General features: G+C 72.3%; 5 protein-coding genes. 3 read left to right on the top strand and 2 right to left on the bottom strand.

Annotated elements, in window-relative coordinates:
- A partial coding sequence (locus AB0C20_RS34010; RefSeq protein ID WP_357569539.1) for a carbohydrate ABC transporter permease occupies window positions 1-816 on the top strand: 816 nt, incomplete at its 5' end.
- Window positions 817-822: 6 nt separating this feature from the next.
- Here AB0C20_RS34010 and AB0C20_RS34005 read toward each other — a convergent pair.
- Together AB0C20_RS34005 and AB0C20_RS34000 are read right to left on the bottom strand one after the other, a co-directional pair.
- Entirely contained in the window at window positions 823-2514 is a 1692-nt protein-coding gene (locus AB0C20_RS34005; RefSeq protein ID WP_357569542.1) for an ABC transporter ATP-binding protein, read from the bottom strand.
- A 50-nt stretch (window positions 2515-2564) separates the two neighbouring features.
- The gene (locus AB0C20_RS34000) at window positions 2565-4277 is read right to left on the bottom strand and encodes an ABC transporter ATP-binding protein (protein ID WP_357569541.1); all 1713 of its coding nucleotides are present in this window, start codon (window positions 4275-4277) and stop codon (window positions 2565-2567) included.
- 120 nt (window positions 4278-4397) lie between these two features.
- Here AB0C20_RS34000 and AB0C20_RS33995 point away from each other — a divergent pair, with 120 nt between their 5' ends.
- Window positions 4398-6107 carry a bifunctional 3'-5' exonuclease/DNA polymerase gene (locus AB0C20_RS33995; protein ID WP_357569540.1) on the top strand — a complete coding sequence of 570 codons (1710 nt, stop codon included), beginning with the start codon at window positions 4398-4400 and terminating at the stop codon, window positions 6105-6107.
- A gap of 171 nt (window positions 6108-6278) precedes the next feature.
- Window positions 6279-6872, top strand: a complete 594-nt coding sequence (locus AB0C20_RS33990; RefSeq protein WP_238687087.1) for a nucleotidyltransferase family protein — start codon at window positions 6279-6281, stop codon at window positions 6870-6872.
- Window positions 6873-6989: the final 117 nt, after the last annotated feature.

Raw genomic sequence — 6989 nt, 5'->3', positions numbered from 1 at the left:
TTCGCCGGCCTGGGGCACGTCGCGCTCGCCGTGTGGGCGGTGATCGTGATCGTGCCGATCCTCTGGACCTTCCTCGCCGCGTTCAAGAACACCAGCGAGATCTTCAGCAGCCCGTGGACGCTGCCGGCCGAGCTGCGCTGGGAGAACTTCGGGCGGGCCTGGACCAAGGCGCACGTCGGGCGGTACTTCCTCAACAGCGTGATCGTGGTGTCGTGCAGCACGTTCCTCACCATGCTGCTCGGCTCGATGGCCGCGTACGTGCTGGCCCGCTACAAGTTCTGGGGCAACCGGGCTGTCTACTTCCTCTTCGTCTCGGGCTTGGCCTTCCCGGTCTTCCTGGCACTGGTGCCGCTCTTCTTCGTGGTGAAGAACCTCGGTCTGCTGGACACCCACACCGGCGTGGTACTGGTCTACACCGCGTACTCGTTGCCGTTCACCGTGTTCTTCCTGGCCGCGTTCTTCAAGACGCTGCCGTCGTCGGTGGCCGAGGCGGGGATGATCGACGGCTGCGGGCACAGCCGGCTGTTCTTCCAGGTGATGATGCCGATGGCGAAGCCGGGTCTGATCAGCGTCGCGATCTTCAACATCATCGGTCAGTGGGCGCAGTACCAACTCCCGTTGGTGCTGCTCTCCAACGCCAAGGACAAATGGGTGCTCACCCAGGGCATCGCCGACATCTCCGTCAACGCCGGCTACGAGGCGGACTGGTCCGGGCTGTTCGCCGCGCTGACCATCGCCATCCTCCCGATGATCCTCGTGTACGCGGTCTTCCAGCGTCAGATCCAGGCCGGCCTCACCTCCGGAGCGGTGAAGTAGGACGTCTCACCGCTCGTCGACGCGGGTGTGCCAGGAGCGCCACAGGGCTGCGTACGCCCCGCCGGCCGCGACCAGCTCGTCGTGGCTGCCGATCTCGGTGATCCGACCGTCGGCGAGCACGGCCACCCGGTCGGCGTCGTGCGCGGTGTTGAGTCGGTGCGCGATCGCGATGACGGTCCGCCCGACCAGCACTGCGGCCAGCGCGCGTTCGGTCCGGCGGGCGGTGGACGGGTCGAGCGCGGCGGTCGCCTCGTCCAGGATCAGCGTGTGCGGGTCGGCGAGCACCAACCGGGCCAGCGCGAGCTGTTGGGCCTCGGCCGCACCGAGTTGGCGGGCCCCGTCGCCGAGCTGGGTGTCCAGGTCGTCGGGTAGCTCGGCGAACCAATCGGCGCCCACTGTGAGCAGCGCGGCGCGCATCTGGTCGTCGGAGGCGTCGGGCGCGGCGAAGGAGAGGTTGTCGCGTACCGAGCCGATGAAGACGTGGTGCTCCTGGGTGACCAGGGCGATCCGGCGGCGTCGCTCGGCCGGGTCGAGGTCGGTGACCGGGCACCCGCCGATGGTGACGACGCCGTGGCGCGGCGCGTCGATCCCGGCCAGCAGCCGGGCCAGTGTGGACTTGCCGGCGCCGGACGGGCCGACGACCGCCAGCCGCTCACCGGGCTGCACCTCAAGGTCGATGCCGTGCAGCACGTCCGGCCCGTCGGAGTAGGAGAACCGGGCGCCACTGACGAGGAGCCGCTCGCCCCGTGGTGAGGCGGTCGTGCCGGGTGCTTCGGGCGGGACCATGCCGACGCCGAGCAGCCGCGCGTACGACGCGAAACCGCGTTGCGCCTGCTCGGTCCACTGCAACAGCCGGTCCAACGGGTCGATCGCCTGTTGCAGGTAGAGCGCGGCGGCGACCACCGCGCCGAGCGACACCATGTCCCGGGAGAGCAGGTAGCCCCCGACGAGCAGGACCATGGCGATCGGCAGCGGATAGCTGGCCTCGACGACCGAGAAGAACACGGTACGCAGCGCGAGGGTCGCGCGACGGGCCTGCCACAGCTCTGTGATGCGGGTGGTGCCGTGCCGGATCCGGTCATCGGTCAGCCGCAGCGCCTCCACTGTGCGCGCGCCCTCGGCGGTGGTGGTCAGTGTCTCGGTCAGCTCGGCCGCCGCCGCGCCCTCGGTGAGGTACGCGGAGCTGGCCCGGCGCAGGTACCAGCGGGTCAGCGCCACTATCGACGGGAGCCCGGCCAGCGCGGCCAGCCCGAGAAGGGGGTGCAGCAGGAAGATGGCCCCGAACAGCAACGTCAACTGCACAGTGGCGATGACCATGGTGGGCACCACGTCCCGGACGGTGGTGCCGACAGTCGACACGTCGACCGAGCTGCGGGTGGCCAGGTCCCCGGAGCCGGCACGCTCGACGACCGAGACGGGCAGCCCGAGAGTCCGGGAGACGAACTCCTCGCGCAGTTCGGCGACGGCCCGTTCGCCGAAGCGGTGGCCGGCGTACTGCGCGTACCGGGAGAGCAGGGCGCTGACCAGGACGCAGCCGGCGATGGCCAGTGCCAGCCGGTCCACAGTGGCCACACTCGCGCCCGCGGTGACCTGGTCGGCGATGGTGCCCAGCAGCCACGGCGGGGCGAGCCCGGCGACCGCGGCGGCGCTGTGCAGCGCCAGCACGACTCCGACGGCGCGCCGGTGCCGGCTGATCATGTCCCGCAGGGCCCGGCGGACGGTGCCCCGGTCGGCGACCGGCAGCCGGCTCACCGGTACGCCTCCTCGCTGCCGCGGGCCACCAGGTGCCGGTAGGCCGGGTCGTCGTCGAGCAGGTCGGCGTGGCTGCCGGTGGCGGTGATCCGGCCGGCGCTCAGAAGCGCGACCAGGTCGGCCCGGCCGAGCAGCAGCGGCGACGTGGCGATCACCACCGTGGTCCGCCCGGCCCGCGCGGCCCGCAGCCGCTCGGCGATCCGCGCCTCGGTGTGCGCGTCCACCGCCGACGTCGGGTCGACGAGGATCAGCACCTCCGGTTCGTTGCTCAGCGCCCGGGCCAGGCGCAGCCGTTGGCGTTGACCGCCGGAGAGTGTCCGGGCTCGGGCGTCGATCGGGGTGTTCAGCCCGGCGGGCAGGGCGTCGACGACGTCCTGCGCCGAGGCGGTCCCCAGGGACGCGCTGATCCGTTCGTCTTCGTCATCGTCGTCGGCGCCGACGCGCAGGATGTCGCGCAGCGTGCCGGCGAAGAGGTACGAGTCGTGGTCGGCGACGAGGATCCGCGCGCGGACCTCGTCCAGGGCGACCTCGCGCACCGGCACGCCGCCCCAGGTGACGTCGCTGGCGACGTACCGGCCGAGCCGGTCGGCCAACGCCACGGCCGCCGCCGGGTCGTCTGCCGCAACACCGGTCAGGTGGCCGGCGCGCACTGTCAGGCCGGTCACCGGGTCGTGCAGGTCGGCCGGGCCGTCCGGCCCGGCCAGGTCGTCCGGCCGGCGTGCCTCGGGCACGGCGCCCGGCCACCGGCGGCCCGGACCACCGACGTCGTCCGGCGTCACGTTGAGCAGGTCGGCGATCCGTCGGGCGGCGACCCGACCGCGGATGAGCTGGTAACTGCCCTCCAGCAGGAACCAGACCGGCACGATCAGAGTCGCCACGTAGCCGTAGACGGCGACCAACTCGCCGATCGTGACCTCACCGGTCACCGCCATCCGGGCCGTCAGCCAGACCACCGCCGCCAGGAACAACCCGGGAATGGCGACAGTCGCCGCGTCGATCCAGCTGTTGACAGCGCCGACCCGGTAGCCCTCGGCGCGTAGCTCCTGGGACCGGGCCGCGTACCGCCGGGCGAACAGGTCCCGACCGCCCACCCCGGCGAGCACCCGCAGCCCGGCCACGATGTCACCGGATCGGGCGGTGAGCGCGCCCTGCTGCCGGCGATAGACCGATTCGACCTGCTCCAGACGGCGCAGCAGCGGCCCCACGATCAGACCGACGATCGGCACCCCCACCAGCACGCAGAGCGCGAGCATCGGCGAGATCGACCAGAGCACCACGGCGATCACGGCGTACGCGACGACAGCGCCGACGCCCGGCCCGGTCAGCGTCAGCACCTGAGCCGTCCAGTCGATGTCGGAACCGCCGATGGTGGACACCTCGCCCGCCCCGACCCGGCGGGGCAGCACCGCGCCGATGCGGGACAGATGGCGCAGCAGGACCTCCGCCGAGCGGGCCTTGGCGTCCTCCCGGATGAAGGTCATCGTGCGGTGCCGCATGATGCCCAGGTAGGACAGGGCCACGCCCGCGACGACGATCGCCGCGACCCAGAGCGCCAGGGCCTGGGTGTCGCGTTCGCGCAGCCCGTCGTCGACGGCGCGGGCGATCAGGTAGGGCCGAGCCGAGAGCCCGATCATCCAGGCCGTGCCGATCAGGCTGCCGCGCAGCACCCGCCAGGGTTGGCAGCGGACCAGCCACCAGAGGTAGCGCATCGGACCGCGGGCGTCGGGGGTGCCAGGATCGGGATGCGGGATCTGCGGAGGCACCCGATCACGCTACCGACCGGCCCTGACACCCCACCGACCCGATCATGGTGAGGTGCGCCTCCGTTTCTGTCGGACGGGAGAGGCAGAATCACGTTCGTGCTGGTGGCGGTGGTGTCCGACGAGCGGGGTGGGGGAGTGCTGTGCCCGCTGGACGCCACCGGCCAGCCGACCGGCCAGCCCGAGGTCGTCACCGATCTGGTCGCCGCGGTCGCCGCACGCGAGGCCGCCGAGCACCCGCGCTGGGTCTGGTCGACCGCCACGGCGGTCTACCAGACGCTGCTGCGCGCCGGCGTCCGGGTCGACCGGTGTCACGACGTGGAGTTGACCGAGGCGTTGCTGCTCGGGCATGTGGGCCGTTGGGGCGAGCCCCGCTCGCTGGCCGCCGCCTGGGCCCGGCTGACCGGCGCGGCGGTGCCGCCCGACCCGCCGCCGCGCGCCGCCGCGCCACCCGGGCACGGGCAGGGCGCGCTCTTCGACACACTGCCCGGTCCGCCGGGCCCGGGCATCGAGGCACTGATCCAGGTGTACGCCGACCAGCTCACCCGCGTCGCGGCGACCGAGCACCCCGGCCGGTTCCGGTTGCTGGTGGCCGCCGAGTCGGCCGGCGCGCTGATCGCGGCGGAGATGGGCGTCGTCGGGCTGCCCTGGCGTGCCGACGTGCACAACGAGATCCTGCACGAGCTGCTCGGCGAGGCGTCCCCGGTCGGTGGTCCGCCACGCCGACTCGCCGAGCTGGCCGCCCGGATCGCCGACGCGCTCGGCGTACGCGGCCTGCACACCGACTCGCCGGCGGAGCTGCTGAAGGCGTTCGCCCGGGTCGGGGTGGAGCTGCCCAACACCCGGGCCTGGGTGCTGCGCGGGGTGGACCATCCGGCGGTGCCGCTGGTGCTGGAATACAAGGAGCTCTACCGGATCTGGACGGCGCACGGCTGGTCCTGGCTCGATCAGTGGGCGCGGGGCGGCCGTTTCCAACCGGAGTACGTGCCGGCAGGTGTCGTCTCCGGCCGGTGGGCCACCCGGGGTGGTGGCGCGTTGCAGATCCCCAAGGTGATCCGGCGGGCGGTGGTGGCCGATCCGGGCTGGCGGTTGGTGGTCGCCGACGCCGGCCAGTTGGAGCCCCGGGTGCTGGCCGCGGTCTCCGGTGACGCGCGGTTGGCGGCGGCGGGGGGTGCCGGCGATCTCTACGCGGCCCTGGCCCGGGACTCGTTCGGCGGTGACCGGGCCAAGGCCAAGGTGGCCCTGCTCGGCGCGATGTACGGGCAGACCGGCGGGGCCGCGGTGCCCGCGTTGGCGGTGCTGAAGCGCAGTTACCCGACGGCGTTCGGTTACGTCGAGGCGGCGGCACGTACCGGTGAGAACGGTGGGCTGGTGCGGTCGTGGCTGGGGCGCACGTGTCCGCCCGGCTCGGCCGGGTTCGGGGATCTCGACGACGAGCCTTCCGATCCGGAGGGGGCGGGTGATCCGCACAGTCCGCGTGCGCGTGCCGCCCGGTCCCGGGGGCGCTTCACCCGCAACTTCGTCATCCAGGCCACGGCTGCGGAGTGGGCCTCCACGTTGCTGGCCACGCTTCGGACGGAGCTGTCCGGCACCGATGCCGAGCTGGTCTTCTTCCAGCACGACGAGGTGGTCGTGCACGCGCCGGCCGATCAGGCGGACGCGGTCGCCGAGGCTGTCAATCGGTCGGGCGAGCGCGCCTCCGCGCTGCTCTTCGGTGCGACGCCGGTTCGGTTCCCGCTGGACCTGTCCATCGTCGACTGCTACGCCGACGCGGCCTGACCTGCTGAGTGTCCGTGTCGGCGGATGCCGGTCGTGTAACGGTTGTGCTATTTCTCCTTTTCGCCCCGCCACCCCCGGCCGGCCCTCCTCGTTGCAGTGTCCGTAGGAGGGGACGGAACTGTCACGTTCCGTCCCGTGCTGGAGGGGGCGCAGCTGAACCGGATCGCAGGAATGATCATCGCCGCAGGCGGAGGACGACGGATCGGTGGTCCCGAGGCGCTGCTGCACCAGGGTGACAAGCCCCTGGTGAACCAGATGATCGACACGATGACCGAGGCGGGCTGCGAGCAGATCGTGGTCGTCCTGGGGGCTGCCGCCGAGCAGGTCCAGGAAACCGCCGACCTGGGCAAGGCGACCGTTGTGATCAACAAGGCGTGGGGCACCGGAGTCGGCTCGTCCATCCGGGCCGGCCTGGCCGCCATGGACGATGAGGGGATCGAGGCGGTGGTGGTGGTGCCTGTCGACATGCCGGGCCTGACCGCCGAGGCGGTCAGCCGGGTGGCCGCGCTGCCGTACCCGGACGTGCTGGTCTGTGCCACCTACGACGGGCTGCGCGGTTACCCGATGTTGTTCGGCCGCCGGCACTGGCCCGGCATCGCCACCCTGGCCAGCGCCGACGTGGGCGCCCGGCCGTACCTGTTGGCGCACAAGGACCAGATCGTCGACATCGCCTGCGACTCGGTGGCCGACGGCAGCCGGGTCGACACTCCGGAGCTGATGGAGATGTACGGGCTCACCGTCCCGCCGCAGCGCGTCGGGGTCTGAGGACGCGTCCTGCCGGGCTCCCCGAAGTGCGTGATGTCTACAGCAGCCCACCTGCCGCACCCCGGTCCGCTCACCTCGATGGCCGCGCCTGCCAACCGATGGGTGCCGGTCAGGTAA

The sequence above is a fragment of the Micromonospora sp. NPDC048843 genome (assembly GCF_040649965.1).
In the GTDB taxonomy this organism is placed as follows: domain Bacteria; phylum Actinomycetota; class Actinomycetes; order Mycobacteriales; family Micromonosporaceae; genus Micromonospora; species Micromonospora hortensis.
The sequence above is the reverse complement of the archived record's forward strand: the minus strand, read 5'-3'. Positions and strand labels throughout refer to the sequence as shown.

Coding starts and splice junctions, on each gene's coding strand:
- AB0C20_RS34005 (WP_357569542.1), bottom strand. CDS start 2,514: ATGATCAGCCGGCACCGGCGCGCCGTCGGAGTCGTGCTGGCGCTGCAC.
- AB0C20_RS34000 (WP_357569541.1), bottom strand. CDS start 4,277: ATGCGCTACCTCTGGTGGCTGGTCCGCTGCCAACCCTGGCGGGTGCTG.
- AB0C20_RS33990 (WP_238687087.1), top strand. CDS start 6,279: ATGATCATCGCCGCAGGCGGAGGACGACGGATCGGTGGTCCCGAGGCG.